Below are 19825 nucleotides of genomic sequence, written 5' to 3' on the forward strand. Positions count from 1 at the left end.
ACGGTACTAGTTACAGCAGTCCTCGTTCGACCGTGGTTCGAACGTGGTCGGTGTAGAATCGTTTCGTCCGAAGTGGCGAGCTAACAATGTTGTCTTTAGACCTTATCTATCATTGTACACACTTACTCGGATTTCGTTCAATCAATACCCATGTTAATGGGATTTCGTTTCTGGGCAACCATCCGTTAACTATTTATAATTGTGATGTATTTTTGTAGTTGACTATGTATAACGGGAACCATGTTAGCCGCAGACGTGTTCTCAAGAGTACGGCTGGTGTCGGCGCAGCCGTCGGAATCGCCGGTTGCCTTGGGGGTGGAGAGCAGTTCCTTACCATCGGAACAGGTGGAACTGGCGGTGTCTACTACCCACTTGGGGGTGGGATCGCCGACATCCTCAACCAAGAACTGGACGTCGATGCGACAGCCGAATCGACGGGCGCAAGTGCGGAAAACTCCAGACTCGTCGGCAACGAAGAGATGGAGATGGCACTGGCGCTCGGGAACACGGTCCAGTTGGCCGTCGACGGGGAAGACGACTTCGACGACGAGATTCCGCTCAAGGCAGCGTTCGGCGCATACGTCAACCACACTCAGGTAGTCGTTCCGGAAGACTCCGACGTCGAAACGCTTGACGACCTCGAGGGACTGGACGTAAGCGTCGGCGCTCCTGGCAGCGGGACCGAAGTGATCGCCGAAGAACTCCTCGAGTGGTACGGGCTGAGTTTCGACGATATCAACGACGAACGGCTCTCGTTTTCGGAAACATCTAGTGCGTTACAGGACGATAATATCGACGCCGGGTTCTGGAGCGTCGCCTATCCAGCGTCGTCGATCGAAGAACTCGCCTCACAGCGAGACGTCCGGATGCTCGATTTCCCGGAGTCAGATCTCGAAGCGATCACCGACGACCATCCGTATTATGCGGCTGCCGAGATCCCTGCCGGGACGTACCCCGACCAGGAGGAAGCGATCGCCAATCCCGGCGTAACCAACACGATGATCGTCCACGAAGAGATGGACGACGAGTTGCTCTACGACGTCGTCGAGGCGATTTTCACGAACCTCGACGAACTCGAGGACATCCATCAGGTCGCCGAACAGTTCGAGGAGTCCGTCTACAACGCACCGATCGATCTCCATCCCGGTGCTGAGGACTACTTCGACGACAACCTCTAGGATGACAGTCGCTCGCGTTGCCGTTGCACTGACAGCTCTCGTCACGCTCGTCGTCTGTGCCGTGCTTGCGGCGGTGCCTGCTGGGACGATCGTACACGTCGAACACGGACAGTCCGGCGAGATACGTGCGGTGTATCCGATCGACGACGGCGAGGAGTTCGCGATCGAATACGTCCACTCTTCGGAGGGGACACCGATCCGGGAAGTGTACACCGTCGATGGGACGTCGATCGTTCAGGTGCGAGAGGAGTACGCGTACTACGCTGCCGGACTGGAGTTCGAGCGTGAAACGCGACAGGTAGATGGATGGACGGTCGCCGACGTCGATCGAGAGGTCGGTTCCGTTACCATCCGAACGGCGGCAACGACCGAGCAGCGGCTTCTCATCGCCGACGAGAACCGATCGCTGGAGACGTATACTGAGCCCTGGGAGCCCGTGACGCTCTCTGTGGAGCATGTCACGTATCTCGAGTACATTATGTACGAAACGAGAGCACGAATGTAGACTCAAACTATGGCCACGAGTCAAAATACACAACAGAGTACGGACGATGAATTGAGCCTCGAGACGGAGGAAACAGTCGCCGAACGAGGGAGTCATCTCAGCGGCACAGCCAAACGATCGATCGGCGGTCGAATCAAACTACTCGCGGTTGCGATCGCAGTGTCGCTTGGTCTTTATCACACACTCACTGCGGGATTCGGCGTTCCGGGAGCGTTCGTCAACCGGCCAATTCACCTCGCGTTCGCGGCGACGCTCGTCTTTATCTGGTACGAAGCACACACCGGTGAACCGTCGGATCACGTCCCCTGGTACGATTGGCTTCTCGTCGCGGCGACGATCCCGAGCGTACTGTATCTCACGTACGCGATTCAGTACGGCACGCTTGCGGAACGAGCGGGCCAGCCGGTAGCGCTGGATCTCGTATTCGGCGGCTTGACCATCTTGATCGTGCTTGAGATGACCCGCCGAACGACGGGTATCATTCTTCCGGTGATCGGCAGTGCCTTCCTCGCGTACGCCGTGCTCGGGCCGATGATGCCCGGAATGTTTGCCCACCGTGGTTATGGATACGAGCGGATCATCTCCCACCTGTATCTGTCCACGGAGGGAATTTTCGGCATTCCACTCGGTGTGAGCGCAACGTTCGTCGTGCTGTTTATCATCTTCGGAGCGTTCCTCGAGGTAAGTGGGATCGGAGACTGGTTTATCGACGTTGCATACGGGCTTACGGGCCGGTTATCCGGCGGGCCGGCGAAAACGTCGGTGATCGCGAGCGGATTCATGGCGAGTCTCAACGGCAGCGCCGTCGCGAACACCGCTACCACCGGCGCGTTTACCATCCCACTGATGAAACGAACTGGGTTCGACGACCACTACGCGGCTGCTGTGGAGTCGTCGGCGAGTAGCGGTGGACAGATCATGCCGCCGGTGATGGGTGCTGGTGCGTTCATCATGGCCGTCTGGACCGGCATTTCGTACGTCGAGATCATCGCTGCAGCTGTCATCCCCGCACTCCTGTATTTCCTCGCCGTCGGCACTGCGGTCCATTTCCGTTCGAAAAAGCGAGGGTACGAAGGACTGCCGAGCGATCAGTTACCGGACTCCAAGAAGTTGCTTCGTGACGGGGCCCACTTTACCCTCCCGATCATCGGACTCGTGTATCTCCTTGCAGCGGGATATACGGCGATGTACGCCGGGTTTATCGCAATTCTGATCACGATCGTCGTTGCGACGCCGATTTCGGGGGTCAAGCGATTCCTGCTCGCGGTGAAAAACGGTGACTGGTCGACGGCCTCCTCACTTACCACTGCATACGGCCGTGCTGCGGTCAACGCGTTCGATCGAGGTATTCAGATGACACTGATCGTCGCCGCGGCGTGTGCAACGGCAGGGATCGTCGTCGGCGTCGTCACGCTCACCGGACTCGGGCTCCAGTTCAGCGCGATCGTCTCGAGCGTCTCCGGCGGTGTCCTCATCATCGGCCTGTTGTTGACGATGGTGACCGCGATCATCCTCGGAATGGGATTACCGACGACGGCGGCATACGTCGTCGTGGCCGCGCTTGGCGCTCCTGCCCTGACCGACCTGGGCGTCGAGCTTCTCGCTGCACATCTGTTTATCTTCTACTTTGCGATCATCAGCGCGATCACCCCACCGATCATGCTCGCGGTCTTCACCGCATCGAGCATTGCTGAATCCGATCCATGGAAGACGGGAGCGACAGCGATGGGCATCGCACTCGCCGGCTTTCTCATTCCGTTTATGTTCGTCTACGGGCCCGAACTCATCCTCATCGGTGATCCGACTGCTATCGCGATCGCAGCAGTGTCGGCTATCATCGGCGTAATCGCGCTATCGGCGGCGACGCAGGCGTACCTGGTCACCGATGCATCGATCCCCGAGCGCGTCGTGTTGTTCGCTGCTGCACTCGGATTGTTGTTACCCGGCCTTCTTACGGACGGAGCCGCACTTGCGGTGTTCCTCGTGACCTTCCTCCGTCAGTATATGGCAGTCAACGACAGTCTCCCGCTCGTGTCCGCGACGAGCCGGTAGCTCCCACGGCTGGCGTTTCGGATTAGATTTTAACTATTCGACTTCTGCTGTCCGTCGTTGCCGGCGAACCACGGCCTGTCCGTGGATTCTCGGCAATCGGTACAGGGGACTGTATCATACGGATTGCTGTAACGATGTACCGGCGCAACCGCAGTCCGGGTCGCGGTTGCGACGGTAACGACGTACAGTAGTCCGTATCAATCGTCAGGCTGTACGATGACTGTTGGCCGATCCAGCGAGAGAACCACCGACTGGGCGACGCTTCCAAAGAGTGCTTTTCCGACCGGCGATCGTTTCCGACCGCCGAGCACGACGTACCGGGCATCGTGCTCGGTCGCGTACTCGACGATCGATTCGGCAGGATCGCCGTCGAGTCCGACGATTTCGACGTCTCCGTCTTCCTCTCCGAGTAGCCCTCGAAGTCGATCCTCGGCGAACTGTTGTCGGTCCAACACCCCTTCCCCGTCCGCTGATTCCGAGACGTGTTCGCGCTGTGCCTCCGCAAATTCTATCGAATCGACCGCGTGGACGACGTGGAGCGACTCATCGAACGCGTCTGCTAACTCGCGTCCTTCCTCGAGTACGTGCTGTACGTCTTTCGACTGGTCAACTGCGGCGACGACGACCATATTTCTCAACTAGTACCAGGGCTGTTAACTGTTATGTCAATTTCAGCCCATCTAACACGATACGGGTGTACGATGGGCACGAAGACGCCACAATCGGCCAGAGCTCGTCTATTCGTGGTAAACCGGCTATCCGCGTCGATCGGCGTGAATACAGACCGTCATCCGAGTAGCAGCCAAGATCGAAGCGGTCGCTGCGGATGACGTCGGACGGTCCGCTGTACGTTAGGCACGACCGCAGGATGGGGGCGGTCGCGACAGGACACCGGTACGGCGTTCCGCATCACTCGTGCTCGCCGGAAAGGTCGAGTCGCTCCGCGAGCAGTTCGAGGGGATGAGACGTCTCGATATCCCTGTCCGCGAGCTGCTGGCTACAGGACGCGCCAGTCGTGACGATGACGTCGGCCTCGGCGGCGTCGATCTTCGACTCGAGGTCGTCGCCGATCGACATCGAGAGGTCGTAGTGTTCGGTCTCGTAGCCGAAGGCACCGGCCATCCCACAGCAGGTCGTATCGAGGGGCTGGACGTCGTAGCCGGCCTCACGGAGCAACTCGACGGGGGCACTATCCCAGCCTTTGGCCTTCGAATGACAGTGTCCGTGGAAGGCGACCGTACTATCACCGCCATCGGGGAGTTCGATCTCGCCGGCACGGCTCCGGTCGGCGAGGAAGGCGGGGACCGTCGCCGTCGTTTCGGGTACGGTAGCGGTTTCCTCGAGCAAGTCGTCGTACTCTTTGAACGCGCTCACACAGGACGGTTCGACACCGATAATCGGGACGTCTCGGTCGGCGTACTCGGCGAGTGTATCGACGTTCTGTCGCGCGTAGCCCCGAGCCTTTTCGACGAGTCCCTGTGAGAGTGGGGCTCGACCACAACAGGCCACGTCGGGTACCTCGACTGCGTATCCCAACGACTCGAGGAGCCGAACGGACGCTTTGCCGACTGCTGGGTGGTTGTACCCCATATAGCAGTCCGGAAAGAGCGCGACCGTTCCCGTCTCGCCGGCGTTTGGGTGTGGCTCGTGGTCGGCGAACCAGTCGGGGAACGGTTCGGCTGCGAAATCCGGCAGCGTCCGGCGCCGGTCGATCCCGACGACAGCCTCGGCAACGCGACGGCCTGGGCCGAACTCCTTGAGACGGTTTGCGATCGGCGAAAACGTGGAGCCGAGGCGGTTGAGCGTGCGGACGTTTCCGAACAACCGTGCGCGAAGCGACACTCCCTCAGTCCGATGGCGTTGGTGTTTCGCCTCCGTTTTCAGTTTCGCCATATCGACGCCGGTCGGACACTCCGTCTCGCAGGCTTTACAGGAGATACACCGATCGAGTACCGCCTGTTGGAAGCGGTCGCTCGTAAGCGTCTCTTCGTCGAGGTCACCGTTTATCGCGGCTCTGAGCATGTTCGCACGCCCTCGAGTGCTTGCGATTTCGTCGTCCGTTCCGCGGAACGTCGGACACATGACGCCGCCATCGGACGTGCGACACTTCGAACAGCCGTTGCACTGTTCGACGAGCGATCCGAACCCTTCCTCCGCGCTGAAATCGAGCGCCGTGTCGACGGTCTCCGGGTCGTATCCCTCGTAGCGCAGGTTCTCGTCGACTTTCGCGAGCTCGCCGTCGGACGCGGGGACGACCGTCGCCGGATTGAACACGTCGTCGGGGTCGAAGGTGCGTTTGAGCTCACGGAACGCGTCGTAGAGTTCGTCACCGTACATCTCCGGGAGATGCTCGGAACGAAGCCGTCCGTCGCCGTGTTCCCCAGAGACGGAGCCACCGACTTCGAGGACGATCTCGTGGACGGCCTCCGAAACGGAGCGAAGCCGTTCGCGGTCGTGTTCCGTCTTCAGGTTCAGAAACGGTTTGATGTGGAGGACGCCCTGTCCAGCGTGTCCGAAGACGCTCGCCTGGAGGTCGTGGTCCCGGAGGACGTCAGCGACGCGCTCGAGATACGTCGGGAGACGCGCCGGTGGAACCGCCGCATCTTCGATAAACGACAGTGCCTGTTCGTCGCCGGGCTGGCGGTTCAAAAGCGGGTTGGAGGCTTTCCGTACCTTCCAGAGATCGGCCATCTCCGCCTCGTCGAAGGCACGCTCGACGTCGATCGTTCCGTCCGTTCGTGCAGCCGACACCACCGTCTCGAGGTCGGCCTGCTGTGTGTCGTGTGTCGTCTCGATCTCCAACAAGAGCGCGGCTTCGGCGTCAGCCGGGACGAGATCGAACCCCCAGGCGTCTCGAGCGTAGCCGAGAACGGCATCGTCGATGAGTTCGACCGCACTGGGATCCGTCTCGAGTACGGCAGTCACGGCGTCGGCAGCAGCGATCAGATCGTCGTAGAACACGAGCGAAACGGCACGCGTCTCGGGCCGTTCGGTCAGCTGTAACGTCGCTTCCGTGATCAGCCCAAGCGTCCCCTCGCTTCCGGAGACGAGCCGCGAGAGATCGACCCACGAGCCGTTCGGACTGGCGCTGGTCTCGAGGTCGTACCCGCTGGAGTTTCGGTCGACGTCCGGATACTGGGCCTCGATCTCGTCGGCGTGTTCGCATGCGAGCCTGCGGACCACACGATGGACCTCCCCGACCCGGTCGTCACGTTCACAGACTGCCTCGAGTTCGCCGTGTTCCCACCGGCGGAACTCGGCGTGGGAGCCGTCTGCGAGGACACAGTCGAGTCGCTGGACGTACTCTCGGGTGGTGCCGTGTTTGACCGAATGCGGACCCGCAGCGTTGTTGGCGATCATCCCACCGATGGTACAGGTACTCGAAGTCGACGGATCGGGGGCGAAGTACAACCCGTACGGCTCGAGAAACTCGTTTAATTCGTCGAGGACGACCCCCGGCTGGACGGTTACCGTCTTCGCATCGGGATCGACGGCGACGATCTCGTCTAGATGCCGTGAACAATCCAGGACGATCCCTTCGCCGATGGCGTTGCCGGTCAGACTCGAGCCAGCACCACGGGCCGTAACGCTCGTGCCCTGCCGGCGGGCGAACTCGACGACTCGACGAACGTCGTCGCGATTCCGCGGGAAGGCGACGCCCGACGGTCGTTGCTGGTAGATACTCGCGTCCGTCGAGTAGAGGGTCCGTGTGGTCTCTCCGAAATCGATCTCGCCGTCGAGTGTTTCCTCGAGTGACGGAGACGCAGTCTGTGGGGTATCAGTACTCATGGTCAGCGGGGCCTGGGTGGTGGAAACTACATTGTGCTGTGCCCGTCGGGCCAAGATCGGACACGACTGGACTGGGTCCCATCCAGCCGTGTGTGGGGGTCGAACGTCTCGGGGGCGCGATACGGTTCTCCGGTCGGTTATGGATGAGATATCGTACGGTCACGTGGTCTCAGCTCCAGTGTCAGTAAAGTGGTTTCGAACGTTGCGCTCGAACGCATCGCTTTGTATCTGATAACGGGTGTATCCTGCAGGTTCGCGTTCACGGTCGACAGTAAATATCTGTTCGCCATCGACGTAGACACCCCAGGTGTCGCGGTATTCGACACCGACACCCATGAACCGAATTTCGGCGTCGTACTCCGCTTCCAACCGTTCGATGACCGGTGGGGTAAGAACGTCGTCGGCGAACCGTGGTGGCTGATACGCAGGGAGATCGTGTTCTCGAAACTCTTCGATGGCTTCGACCCACCACTCCGGCAGCTGTCCGGTGTCGCCGTCTTCGTCCGGCAGTTGCTCCTCCGGTACGTCTACTGCTACGTCCTGGAGTCGTGCCTCGGCGTCGAGATCGTGTTCGTCGCGTATGTTCGTCATGGTGTTGTGCTAGAGTAAAACCGTTCGGACGTATCGGTTCAGTGAGTATGAAAACGTCGGTCGCTGACCGTACCCGCCGCTGGCTGGGGTCGCCACCGCCGGAGACGGTAGCGACTCAGAACTCGACGTAGAGGTCGCCGTCGATAACGTGAACGTCGTAGGACGGAAGCCGATACTTGTCGCTTGCGAGGTGTTCCCCGGACGTGATATCGAACTCCCAACCGTGCCACGGACAGGCCACGATTTCCTTGTCACACGTCCAGATCAGTTCGTCGTCCTCGTCGACGTCGATCGTACCGGACAGCAGCCCTTCACAGGCTGGCCCGCCCTGGTGGGTACAGTAGTTCGAGAGGGCGTGGTACTCGCCGTTCGAGTGGAAGACCGCGATCTCTCGGCCCTCGATATCGACGACGACGCGTTCTCCGTCCTCGATGTCGTCGGCGGACGTAACGTGATGGAGGTTCTCAGCGTCTGCGTTCTGTGGTTCGGTGTTCGTCGCCATTGTTAGAACTGGTAGAGTTGTTCTGCGGTCTCACCGTAGATGTTCTTGATCTCGTCACCGCTGAACTCCGAGCGCATGATCTTCATCAGCGCGTCGGTGTAGTCGAAGTCGAAGTGCGGGTAGTCCGACGAGAACATCAGACTGTCCTCACCGCCAAAGAGGCGGACGACCTGGTTGAGGTATTCGGGATCGTCCGCACCTTCGACGGGCTGGCTGGTCACATAGAACTGATCTCGCAGATATTCGCTTGGCTTTTTCTCAAGCATCGGCGCGTCGAACTTCGCACCCATGTAATCGTGATCGAACCGCCGCATGAAGTACGGGTACCAGCCGAGGCCGGACTCCTGGATGACGAAATCGAGGTCAGGGAAGCGAACGGGAACTCCCTGGGTCAGCATGTCCGCCAGATTCACCTGGTGCATCATGTTGTGGGAGGTCGCATGAACGGGAAGCGCCCGATTTAGCGACTGCCACTGCGACGGGAATCGGGTCATCATCGTCCCAGCTGCGTTGTGCATCATGATGGGCAGCCCGGCACGCTCACACGCCTCGTAGAGCGGATAGTACACTTCGTTACCGAGTGTCGGATCGACCGAACCGCTCGGAATCATGACGGCGGCGATACCCGACTCGTCGGCGAGGTCGTCGACCTCTTCGGCAGCCTTAACCGGCTTCTGCGGTGCGACGACGGCAGCACCGTAGACTCCCTCATCCGTGTCGATAATGTTGTCGAGCAGCCACCTGTTGTACGCTTTCGCGAGCGCGGCCGCGAGATCGTCGTGGTGGACAGCACCGAGATAGAGGTTCTGCGTCGGCGTGGCGATCGCCTTGTCCCACTCGATGAGGTCTTTCCCCTTCTGGACGTCTTCCGGCGTCCGCACCGTCGGCGAGTCGGCTTTCCCGACCGTCACCGAGTAGAGCATCCCGTGGGCAGGGTACACACGACCCAGGTAGCCATAGTCGTCTCCCTCACTCTGACTGTTCAACAGGCTATAAAACGGGTCCTCGAGATACGGGAAGATGTCTTCCTGTCGTTCCGTCAGGTGAAAGTCGGTATCGACGATGACTTCCAGGTCGTCTAGCGAACGCACTGTAGTCGACTCTGTAGCTTCAGCACTCATCAGTTATCCGGTTCTTCCGCTACCAGATAAAGTTTATCATTGTTGATTTCCGTCACCGACATCAAACACGGAGCCGGCGACCGCCAACTCCTCGCTCAAGACGTCGAATCGGCTCGATACACTATCCATCTATCGTGGGTGTATTTCGATAATACCGAAATAGATTCAGAGTAGTACAGTCGAACCAGCTGTCGATTACGAAGGTACAACTGTAATACGGCGTCGGAGATTGGGTCAGCACAACGTGATACACGGGTACGAACAGCAGCAGTTCCACCGCTCGAGCCGTGTATGGACGCTGCTCGTTTCATTTGGGACATGCTACCAGAGATTTACGTCGACTCGATCATTTCGCTCCTGTCGAAACTCGGTATCGAACGGTCCAAGCGGGACCGAAAGCGACGTTAGACCAACGATCTGAATACTCGCTATCGATCTTCACGAAACTATCCGCAGAACGGATCGTGCGATAACACCTGTAAGATCGTTTCCGGGGCTAGGCGGGGAGCAACGCGTCTCGAAGTTGCAAAACGAACAACTGTAAATCTTCACAGTCACTGTGAGAGAACGGCTGAAGTGGCGTTCGACACTATCGAAATCAACGTCTATCGGACCGACTGATAGATGCCAGCTCGTGAACGGTTATTCGGCAAGGGCCCCGACGAGCGTTTCGGTCTCGAAATCGTTGAGCGGATTCTGTTCGTTTTTGACCGTTGTAATAACGAACTTCGAACTCGTCCGTGCGATCTCATCGATTCCCTCGTAGTCTTCGACGAGTCGCTCGACCATTCCCCGATCGGTAGCGTGTGCGATGACCACGAAATCGGTGTCACCCATGGTGAAATACACCTGATTGACGCCTTCGATGGCAGCGAGTTTCTCACCGACCGTTTCGTGATATCCTTCTTCGAACTCGGCCCACACTTCGGAGATCAGTGTGATCGAGAGCCCGGCTTTTTCCAGGTCAAGTGTTCCCACGTCGTCGAGGATGACGCCGTCCTCCCGGAGTTGCTCCAGCCGATAGTGGATCGTCGACTTCGGGATGTCGGTTGCAGCGGCGAGTTTCTCGGGACTTGCCGTTCCTTCCTCCGCGACCGCAGAGAGTATCCGGATATCGCGTTCGTCCATCGTTCCGCATAGCTATGCAACTCTATCCATAAATGTATGCCGTTACGGTCAATCGACGACCGAAAATCGCATTCACGACCGAAAACCACCTTCCGGTTCGCTAGCGATCCCGCGGGTAGCGTTCGATGGCGTCACAGATAATATCCATCCCCACTTCGGTCTGCTCTCGTGTGAGAACGAGTGGCGGAATCAACCGGAGCACGTTTCCGCGGCGGCCCGCCGACCACACGAGAACGCCGCGTTCGTAACAGTCCTCTTGAATAATTTCAGTGAGCTCTTTGCCGCTTATCTCGTCGGAATCGGCGAACTCCGCACCGATGAAGAGCCCACGACCGCGAACGTCGACGAGTTGCGGGTTGTGATCAGCAGCCTCCTCGAGGCGATCGCGGATATAACGACCGAGTTCTCGCGCGTGGGAAAGGAGGTCGTTGTCCTCGATGAACTCGATCGCACGGAGGCCACCGACCATCGCCGGAGCGTTTCCGCGGTAGGTGCCGACGTGACCGCCGGCCTCCCAGGTGTCTAGCTCTTCGCGGTACATCGTCGCGGACAGCGGCAGTCCGATGCCGCCGATCGCCTTCGCCATCGGCATCGCATCTGGGGTGACGTCGTACCAGTCGCTTGCGAACCACTGTCCGGTACGACCGAAGCCGGTCTGTATCTCGTCGATGATGAGTGGAACGTCGTTCTCCTCGGCGATCTCTTTGAGACCCGGCAGGAAGCCTTCCGGTGGCGTTACGACGCCGCCTTCGCCCTGGATCGGTTCGACCCATATGCCGGCCGGATTCGCGAGTCCGCTGTACGGATCCTCAAGTAGTTCCCTGACGTTGGCCAGCGCACGATCGGTCGCTTCTTCCGGTTCGATCCCCTGTGCCTGTGGGTACGGATAGGGGACGTGTTGGACGTCGGCGAGCATCGGCGTGTACTGCTGTTTGTACTTTTTCCCGGACGTCAGACTAAGTGCACCAGCACTCCCGCCGTGGTAGGAGCCACGGAACGCGATGAGTCCGTCGCCACCGGTGTTGTACTTCGCGAGTTTGATCGTGGCCTCGATAGCGTCACTGCCCGTTGGGCCGCCGAACACGACGCGATTGTCGTCCGGAAGTGCTCCGGGAGCGATGTCGTTGAGTTTCTCGATCAGATCGAGACGCGCTTCGGTCGGGAAGTCGACGGTGTGGACGACCTCTTCGGTCTGTTTCTGGACGGCTTCTAAGACGTATGGGTTCGAGTGACCGACGTTGAGGACGCCGATACCGGCGAAAAAGTCCAGAAACGTGTTCCCATCAGCATCCCGAAGCGTCGCACCGCGTGCTTCCTCAATTGCGATCGGAACGACCTTTGGATACGCGACTGCACTGCTGTCGATCTCTCGCTGTCGTTCGATCAGTTTCTGGGACTTCGGCCCCGGGATCGATGTCTGAACGTCTGGCTCCTGTGCAAAGTGAAGATCGTCGAAAGCCTGTTCTGCGGCCATGGTTTGGACAAGGTTCCACAAATTACTAAATCTTTGTATCTCGTTCACTAGCAGTATTTAAAGAAGTATCTTGGGCGTGATAGTGCCCTGTCGCCGTCGACGTCGAAACGATGGTCTCGACGTCGGTAGCCACGTTACAGTCTCGGAGCGATATCCGGCGTATCGGTCTCCCCGATCCTTCGGACGCGTGACGAAGTTCGTCGAGAACGTGTGACGCCGTTAGTCGAGTTCTTCCGCCTCGTGAGTTCCCGCGTCGAACTCCGACTGCGTCTCGGAGGATCCGGAGAGACCGTACAACACCACGCCGAGGATCATCCAGAACAGCACGATCGCCCACTCGTAGGGCCACGCCAGTGCGGACGGTCCACCCGGGAGGTAGAGCCCGACGAAAAACACCGTCAGAACGAGCCCGGCAGCGCCGAACGCGTAGCCGTACGGAAGCTCGAGCGGTCGATCCATCCCCGGTTCGCGGTACCGAAGCACGATAAAGGAGATGACGACCAGTACCCACGCAACGACCAGCCCAAACCCGCCGGCGTTGACGACCCAGATCAACATCTGCTCGCCGAACAGGGACGCGACGATCGAGAGTCCACCGATGAGGACGAGTGCGGTAGACGGAGTGTTGTACTCCGGATGGATCGTACTCATCCGTTCGGGAAGCATTCCCGAGTCAGCAAGCGCGTAGACCGCACGGCTGGCACCGAGTAAGAACGAGTTCCAACTCGTGAGGATACCTGCGATGCCAGCTAACGCCATAATCCGACCGATGGCTTCACTGGTGAAGATCACTTCCATCGCCGACGCGGCAGGCAGTGGGCTCTCGACGAGTTCGGATCCAGGCATCGCCTGTCCGGACGCCCAGATGACGGCGATGTAGAAGAGGGCAGCGAACGTGACCGATATCGGGATCAAAAGCCCGAGCAGGCCAGGGGAGACGTCGGCTTCACCCGCAGATTGGGGGATAACGTCGAACCCAACGAACATAAAGGGGGTCATTATTGCGACGGTAAACACGCCCGCGAGTCCGACGTCTGAAAGCGGCGGACTAGACGGGGAGTTCCCGTTTGCAACCGCGCCGATAGCGAGCGTGATCCCTGCCAGTGCGATAACGAGAGCCAGTATCGTCTGGAACTGAGCCGCCGGTCTCACGCCGCGGTAGTTGAGATACGTCATTACGACTGCTCCCGTCCCGCCGACGAGTATCCATGTTCCGTACACTGGTTGCCCAGCGACGGTCCAGAGTTCGATCGCGTTGAAACCCGGCACGATGTATGCCATTGCGGATGGAAGCGCGACGACTTCGAAGACGACGACGCCGGCGTATCCGAGGATGAGCGCCCAGGTACACACGAACGATCCGATCGGACCGAGCGCCCGGAGACTGTAGACGTGCTCGCCGCCGACGAACGGCATCGCGGAGGCGAGCTCACCGTAAATCAGGCCGACCACGGCGACCATCAGTCCACCCAACACGAATCCGAGAACCGAGCCACGGACCCCAGCTTCGTCGATCCAGAACCCCGTCTGAATGATCCAGCCCCAACCGATCATTGCCCCGAACGCTAACACGAACAGGTCGCGTTTCGAAAGGACCCGCTCGAATTCGGAATTCGCTTCCTCATTCACCATGGGTTGAGAATCCGTATCACTAATAATAAATCTAATCATGTTCAGTGATTGTTCGCTATATGGGACATCATCTAAGGGAATAGTTCTATCTTAGATACAGTCCAGATGATCCAGTATAGCTTTTCGACTAAAATGTTTGATTCGCGCATGCATAATCGTCGAACTGTCCGGTGCGACGAAGTTAAGTATAGTAACTGATGCCGTTCGTTTTTGGCCGCCGGAAATTCAATTACATAAAAGAAGCCCAGACTTTTGAGTTATATCGTATATTCTCTACCTCAGGGAGTCATTTCGAAATCGTATCCAAGTTCCGTTTGCTACCGTAAACGACGGGATTCTCTCGCTGCTCAAAGATAGCTTCGCTGAATATTCATGGCACAGTATACGAGATCAATAAAGGCGATCTAGGATGCTAGCTGCTGTACTCTGAGTCTTTCGGCCTGAATCGATTTGAGGGGAGGCCGACTCGTTGTCTGTGTTCCACGTCGTTTCTGGGCGACTCTGAAGGACATAGATTTGCTTTTCGTCGTTGGTCTCTGCAATTGCCCATTCGATGTCCTGCGGTTCTCCGTAGTGCTGTTCGATGTCTTTCGCAATATCGGTAAGGTCGATGATTTCGTTTGCGGTGAGAGACGGAACGTCCTTGCGCTCTTCGTCGACCGATAGTTCTTCGATCCCGGTGTCAGTCGGAACCGTCATCACTTTCTTTTCAGTGATGTTTCGGTCGACGATTTTGTAGACTGGTTTGTCGACGAGGAAGCTATCCGGCGTGACTTTCCCGCTTACGACAGACTCACCAAGACCCCAATTCGATTCGATTCTGACTTTCGATCGATCTCCGTTCGCAGGGTTCAGCGTAAACATCACGCCGGACGAACGTGCCTCGACCATTTTCTGGATACCGACGCTGATCAGTACCTCATCGTGGGCGAAGCCGTTCTCCTCTCGGTATGTAATGGCACGGGCAGTGAACAGGCTGGCCATACAATCTTTCGTGCGTTGTTTGACCTGCTCGAGTTCACTCACGTTGAGATACGTATCCTGCTGGCCAGCGAAAGAGGCATCGGGGAGATCTTCGGCCGTTGCTGAGGACCGAACGGCCACTTGCAGCTCCGTCGACGGATTCGTCTCGCGTAACCGTCCCCAGGCAGCCTCCAGTTCCGCATCGAGAAACACCGGAAACGATGCGTCTTGGATCCGTGTACGGATCTCCTCGCTTGCCATAGCAACAGCCGTATCATCGTCGAAATCGACCTCTGCAAGTCGGTCCTCGATGTACTCGCCGAGGTTCTGGTCGTCGAGAAACGCCTCGTAGAACGCCGTCGTCACGGCGAATCCGGGCGGGACTTGAACGGCGTCACCAGCGGCCATCAACTCTCCGAGCGACGCGTTCTTTCCGCCGACGAGTTGAACGCGTTGCTTGTTGCACTCTTCGGCATCGAAATGTAGGGTGTATGGTGTGTCAGACATAGTCTCTGGTATCGAAGTTCGTGTTTTTACGACTGCGTTGCTTTCTCAAGAATTTCGACCTCACCGCTTTGCCCGTCGAGACGGACCAGATCGCCGGTTTCGATGACGGATGTCGCGTGACCAGTGCCAGTTACTGCGGGGAGCCCGTATTCACGACAGACGATGGCAGCATGGCTCGTGATCCCACCATCGTCGGTGATTGCCCCTTTCGCCCGTGGGAACACTGGTGCCCACGCCGGATCCGTCAGTGGTGCGACGAGGATTTCGTCTTCCGCTAACTCGCTGATGTCCTTCGCGTCCGTAACTACGCGTGCTCTACCTTCGACCTGGCCGGACGAGGAGCCAAAACCATCAAGTCGAGACTCGTCGTCGTTGTCGGACTCCACGTCGAGCCAGTCGTTGATTTTCTCCGTCGTGATCCCCCAGAGCATCTGCATGAGCGGATCGGAGACGGTTTCGGGCGGTTCACCGAGAGCCGGCGATGGATCCCACTCCCGAGCAGCTTCGAATATTTCTCGACGATTCGCGGCTCGATCCTTCCATCGCTCCGTAACGAATGCTCCTTCACCGAGCGCCCACGTCTCACAGGTCTCCTCGAGTAGTTGGGCGACCTCGAATCGGTCGAAAAGGAAGATGTCGTCGGGCTCTTCCAGCAGGCCGTGGGTGACGACGAGCTCGCCAAATTCACGCATTTTCCGGAAGACGATAGTATGAAGCCAGTTTTCGATCCAGAACTGGTGGTTCTCGGCATATTCGTAGATCGACATACAGGTCTCGTAGGCGTGATCGAACTGCTCTCGGTCGTCTGGATTCAGGTACTGTCTGTATTCGTCGACGATCGCATCGCGCTCTGCCTGCAGTTTATCGAAATCCCGACCGAGCGAATCACCAGACTCCAACCGCTCTACTTTCGTCTGGAGATGGTTGAATGGTGCCGCTAAATCGTCGATCCACGACCCTTTGTAGCTGTGAAAGCCATCGCCATAGGTCATGTAAAACCAGGGGTCTTTGGCCTCTTCGAACAGGTCCATAAACGCCTGGCCCGTCTCACTAGCACGGAGCTGTTCGATCTTCTCGTCGGGTTTCAGATCCGATTTGAGAATCGCCGGGACGTCGCCGCCCAACTCGACTGCTTTTCGAGCCAATTTATCGAGTTCCTGATCGGGACGGAACACATCGGCCTCCACCGCGGAGACCATCTTTCCGATGGCATCGTCGGAGATATCCGGGAACAGGTCACGGCTCGTCTCCGTAAACTGCATGTACGCCAGGTACGCAAGATATAGGAACTCGAAGTGGCGTTGCCATCCTTCGAGTGCGAGTTCCGTGAGTCGATTATAGTTTTGGATGACTTGCAGTGTTTGTGTACTTTGACCCTTTGCTTCGGTGATGACATCCTCGGAAACGTAGTCCGGAAGTTTCTCCGGTACCGCAAGCGACTGGATCTCGTTTCCGATTTCTTTTACGGCGGGAAGCCACGTCCCGTTGTACAGCGCGTCGTAGTTCTCGTAGTAGTACTCGCTTCGTTCCTCGAAAATCTCAGCCCGCTCTTGCAGGAGTTCGTCGTCCGTTACTTGGATACCGCTGAAATAGACATAGCCGGCAACTACACGGATGTCGACCGACATCGATGGCGGGATCGCGAACACCCGACTCGTGTTCTGGGCCATCGCAATCTGCCACGCTTGGGCACTAATCGTCATATCCCACGGCATGATCGGCTCCGTGGAGTCTTTCTTATCCCAGAACCAAAACTGATCTTGCTCATAATCTCTACGATCGTCAGACAACTCAAACAGGAAGAATTCCGGATACATCTTCTCCCAGCCCGCTAACTCGTCTGGTAATTCTAGTTCGCCAGCGTGAGGGAATCGGTTTCGTTCCACACACTCTCTTTGATCCCCGTCCTCAACCGCTGTTGTACTGTCATCAACGCCCATGGTGATACCCTCCGTGCTATGGGATATTATAACTACCGGTGGTTTGGATGATTCGTAATGTGTATGGCCCAATTCATAGCTGAGTGTTCCCTCAAAACAGCTATCTATAGTACAACGTACTATAGAGAGGGAAACGTTGAAAACAATACGAGTGGAAGAACGGATATGAAAGTCGGACTCATCAGCGACGTACACGGAAACGAGCCTGCACTCGCAGCCGTTCTCGAGGATATGCCCGAAGTAGACGAGGTCGTTCACGCAGGCGACGTCGTCGGATACGGGCCGTATCCGAAGGCCGTCATCGAAACGTTCCGCGAATACGATATCGTCTCTATCCAGGGCAACCACGACAGAGCAGCGTTGGGCGACTTCCACGACAACTTTCATGAAATTCCAAAAGCTGCCGCACTCTGGACGGCTGATCGTCTCGAGTTCGACGAACTGGCCTATCTCGACGAGCTTCCACTCGAACTCGATCTGTACGACGATCACGTCCACGTCGCTCACGGCGCTCCCGCGAAACCGAACAAATACACGTATCCTGAGGACTTTACCGATACACTCCTCGGAGAGGAATCGATTCTCGTTCTCGGGCACACGCACATGCAGACCAAGTCCGAGTTCGAAGACGGCATCGTTGTCAATCCAGGTAGTGTTGGCCTCCCTCGAGACGGTGACTGGCGAGCAGCATACGCCGTTCTCAATCTCGATAGTGAGACCGTCGATCTTCGCCGTGTCGAATACCCCAAAGAGCAAGTACAGGACCGTATCGAGAAACACGGCCTTCCGACGGAACTGATCGAGGGGCTAGAACACGGTGAGCTAGTATTCGGCCGGACGAAACGGTCAGTTCAAGATTCTGTCGAATGATTTGTGAGATTCGATGTGTCTTGATACATTGTCTCGAGTGAGATCCCTCCTAAATCGAGTCCAATAGTTTTACACTCGACTAGATGAGCATAGAATGATTAATGATTATATTAGAATGAATACTCACGAGGTTCGTGCTGAATCGAGGTCCACTTCGGCTCGGTAAACTCGTCGATGATCCACTCCCCGTTATACCGACCCATTCCAGAAGCTTTGGTCCCGCCGAACGGAACGTGCGGTTCGTTGTTGATCGGCTGATCGTTGATATGGACCATCCCTGCCTCGATCTCGTCTGCGACGGATCGGGCTCGCGAGAGCGTCCTCGAGTGGACCGATGCGGCGAGTCCGTACTCCGTCGCGTTGGCCAGTTCGATGGCTTCCGCGTCGGTCTCGAACGGGATAATCGGCGCCACTGGACCGAAGTGCTCGTTACACGCAGCAGCCATATCGTTGTCCATATCCGAAAGCACTGTCGGCTTGACGAACAGCCCGTCGGCAGTACCGCCGAGTTCGAGCGTGGCGCCAGCTTCGATCGAACGGTCGATATAGTCGAGGATGGTATCGCGTTCTGACTCGTTGATAATCGGTCCGACGACGGTCTCTTCGTCGAGTGGATCTCCGACCGGGAGGGCAGCGGCCCGGTCGACGAACTGCTCGACGTAGTCGTCGTACAACGACTCATGAACCAGATGACGGTTTATCGAGATGCAGATCTGGCCCTGATGCATAAACGAGCCGAATGTGCCCGCGTCAACGGCCTGCTCGACATCTGCGTCGTCCAAGACGACGTGTGGATTGTTCCCACCGAGTTCCATCGCCGGAAGCGCGAGCTGTTCGGCCGCATTTTTCGCAACCCCTTGACCGACCTGTGTCGATCCAGTAAACGCCACAGCTGACAAATCAGGGTGTGATGCGACGTGATCTCCGATCTCCGAGCCGTGTCCTGTAACAACGTTTAACACTCCGTCCGGTAATCCTGCCTCCTCGAAGAGGCGGGCGATCAGCAGCCCGCCGCTGATCGGCGTTTCGGTCGCAGGCTTGAGCACCACAGCATTTCCGAGCGCGATCGCCGGCGCAACCGCACGCAGTGAGAGTTGAAACGGGAAGTTCCAGGGGGAGATTACGGTCACCACACCGACAGGTGTACGCTTGATTATGTTTTCTTTGTGCTCGATCTTCGACTGACTGTGACCACCGTCCATTCGGAACGGATAGGTCACGACATCGCGCATCATCTCCCCTGTCGACGTAAACTCCCGAGATGCCTTCGGCCGCGCACTACCCGACTCGATCGCGAGAAGGTCAGTTAGTTGCTCGTGATGGTCCTCGATGAGACGTTGTACCGTTTCGATAACCTCACCGCGTACCTGTGGGAGTTCGGTTTCCCAGTCCTCCTGAGCAGCGACGGCCGACGAATACGCCTCGTCGACATCGTCGACGGTTGCAGCGGGTACTTCACTGACTACCTCACGAGTGGCTGGGTTTTCGACCGGGATCGTCTCTCGATCGTCCGGTGATCGCCATTCACCGTCGATATACAATCCGTTCCAGTCCGCATCGATCGTGAATCCTG

At 57.8% G+C, this 19825-nt stretch carries 15 protein-coding genes; 4 read left to right on the forward strand and 11 right to left on the reverse strand.

The window, feature by feature from the left end:
• Window positions 1–224: 224 nt before the first annotated feature.
• From RBH26_RS20425 to RBH26_RS20435, 3 genes are read left to right on the forward strand one after another with little or no spacing between them, the layout of a single operon-like run.
• Window positions 225–1178, forward strand: coding sequence for a TAXI family TRAP transporter solute-binding subunit (locus RBH26_RS20425; RefSeq protein ID WP_306760205.1), 954 nt, complete (start codon window positions 225–227; stop codon window positions 1176–1178).
• Window position 1179: 1 nt separating this feature from the next.
• Complete coding sequence (locus tag RBH26_RS20430) at window positions 1180–1683, forward strand: DUF1850 domain-containing protein (RefSeq protein ID WP_306760206.1); 504 nt, start codon at window positions 1180–1182, stop codon at window positions 1681–1683.
• Window positions 1684–1692: 9 nt separating this feature from the next.
• Window positions 1693–3735, forward strand: a complete 2043-nt coding sequence (locus RBH26_RS20435; RefSeq protein ID WP_306760207.1) for a TRAP transporter permease — start codon at window positions 1693–1695, stop codon at window positions 3733–3735.
• A 197-nt stretch (window positions 3736–3932) separates the two neighbouring features.
• Here RBH26_RS20435 and RBH26_RS20440 read toward each other — a convergent pair whose 3' ends face one another.
• From RBH26_RS20440 to RBH26_RS20485, 10 genes are all read right to left on the reverse strand, one after another.
• Window positions 3933–4364, reverse strand: a complete 432-nt coding sequence (locus RBH26_RS20440; protein WP_306760208.1) for a universal stress protein — start codon at window positions 4362–4364, stop codon at window positions 3933–3935.
• Between the two features lie 280 nt (window positions 4365–4644).
• A complete protein-coding gene (locus tag RBH26_RS20445) occupies window positions 4645–7524 on the reverse strand; it encodes an FAD-binding and (Fe-S)-binding domain-containing protein (RefSeq protein ID WP_306760209.1) in 2880 nt (959 codons plus the stop codon).
• Between the two features lie 159 nt (window positions 7525–7683).
• Window positions 7684–8115, reverse strand: a complete 432-nt coding sequence (locus RBH26_RS20450; protein WP_306760210.1) for a hypothetical protein — start codon at window positions 8113–8115, stop codon at window positions 7684–7686.
• A 115-nt stretch (window positions 8116–8230) separates the two neighbouring features.
• The gene (locus RBH26_RS20455) at window positions 8231–8617 is read right to left on the reverse strand and encodes a Rieske (2Fe-2S) protein (protein ID WP_306760211.1); all 387 of its coding nucleotides are present in this window, start codon (window positions 8615–8617) and stop codon (window positions 8231–8233) included.
• Between the two features lie 2 nt (window positions 8618–8619).
• Entirely contained in the window at window positions 8620–9738 is a 1119-nt protein-coding gene (locus RBH26_RS20460; RefSeq protein ID WP_306760212.1) for an amidohydrolase family protein, read from the reverse strand.
• Window positions 9739–10380: 642 nt separating this feature from the next.
• Window positions 10381–10866: an Lrp/AsnC family transcriptional regulator gene (locus tag RBH26_RS20465; RefSeq protein WP_306760213.1), complete on the reverse strand. Its 486-nt coding sequence runs from the start codon at window positions 10864–10866 to the stop codon at window positions 10381–10383.
• Between the two features lie 100 nt (window positions 10867–10966).
• The gene (locus tag RBH26_RS20470; protein WP_306760214.1) at window positions 10967–12340 is read right to left on the reverse strand and encodes an aspartate aminotransferase family protein; all 1374 of its coding nucleotides are present in this window, start codon (window positions 12338–12340) and stop codon (window positions 10967–10969) included.
• Between the two features lie 219 nt (window positions 12341–12559).
• Window positions 12560–13972, reverse strand: coding sequence for an APC family permease (locus RBH26_RS20475; RefSeq protein ID WP_306760215.1), 1413 nt, complete (start codon window positions 13970–13972; stop codon window positions 12560–12562).
• A 390-nt stretch (window positions 13973–14362) separates the two neighbouring features.
• Complete coding sequence (locus RBH26_RS20480) at window positions 14363–15442, reverse strand: PEP/pyruvate-binding domain-containing protein (RefSeq protein ID WP_306760216.1); 1080 nt, start codon at window positions 15440–15442, stop codon at window positions 14363–14365.
• Window positions 15443–15468: 26 nt separating this feature from the next.
• Window positions 15469–17577 (reverse strand): PEP-utilizing enzyme, encoded by a 2109-nt coding sequence (locus tag RBH26_RS20485; RefSeq protein ID WP_306760217.1) that lies wholly within the window; start codon window positions 17575–17577, stop codon window positions 15469–15471.
• Between RBH26_RS20485 and RBH26_RS20490 the strand changes: the two genes are divergently transcribed.
• A complete protein-coding gene (locus tag RBH26_RS20490; RefSeq protein WP_306760218.1) occupies window positions 17548–18252 on the forward strand; it encodes a metallophosphoesterase family protein in 705 nt (234 codons plus the stop codon). The genes RBH26_RS20485 and RBH26_RS20490 overlap by 30 nt on opposite strands.
• Window positions 18253–18362: 110 nt before the next feature.
• Here the strand turns inward: RBH26_RS20490 and RBH26_RS20495 are convergent, their stop codons facing one another.
• On the reverse strand, window positions 18363–19814 hold the full coding sequence (locus RBH26_RS20495) for an aldehyde dehydrogenase family protein (protein WP_306760219.1): 1452 nt from the start codon (window positions 19812–19814) through the stop codon (window positions 18363–18365).
• Between the last annotated feature and the right edge of the window lie 11 nt (window positions 19815–19825).

Origin of the sequence: Natronolimnohabitans sp. A-GB9, from assembly GCF_030848565.1 — an archaeon.
In the GTDB taxonomy this organism is placed as follows: domain Archaea; phylum Halobacteriota; class Halobacteria; order Halobacteriales; family Natrialbaceae; genus Natronolimnohabitans.